The sequence below is a fragment of the Neisseria sp. HMSC03D10 genome (genome assembly GCF_001807625.1).
In the GTDB taxonomy this organism is placed as follows: domain Bacteria; phylum Pseudomonadota; class Gammaproteobacteria; order Burkholderiales; family Neisseriaceae; genus Neisseria; species Neisseria mucosa.
In genome coordinates, this window is record NZ_KV789559.1 from 3,391 (window position 1) to 3,659 (window position 269).

At 43.9% G+C, this 269-nt stretch carries 1 protein-coding gene; it reads right to left on the reverse strand.

Translation table 11 applies throughout. The annotated features are described in order from the left end of the window. The coding region (locus HMPREF3066_RS07715; RefSeq protein WP_210385708.1) for a VRR-NUC domain-containing protein at window positions 1-269 on the reverse strand (269 nt) is incomplete at both ends.

A 269-nucleotide genomic window follows, 5' to 3' on the forward strand; every position in this document is an offset into this window, starting at 1 on the left:
AATTCCGGTGAAAATTCGTACACCCCTTCGGTATTACCCTCATCGTCATCTTGATAGATTTCCAGTAAAGAGAATCTTTTTACAGTAGCAATCTTGATATAAGCTTCCTTTTGTTCTGGTTCTAATGAATCTATTCCATACTTCATCTCTACCAGCCGTTTTAGGTTGTCATCGTATTGCTCTCCGTAAGCCAAGGTCTCCCGGCCAGGCCAGCGGATATGGTAGTCTTCGACGATAATCAGATCTGGACGTTTACGTTCCGCACCTGG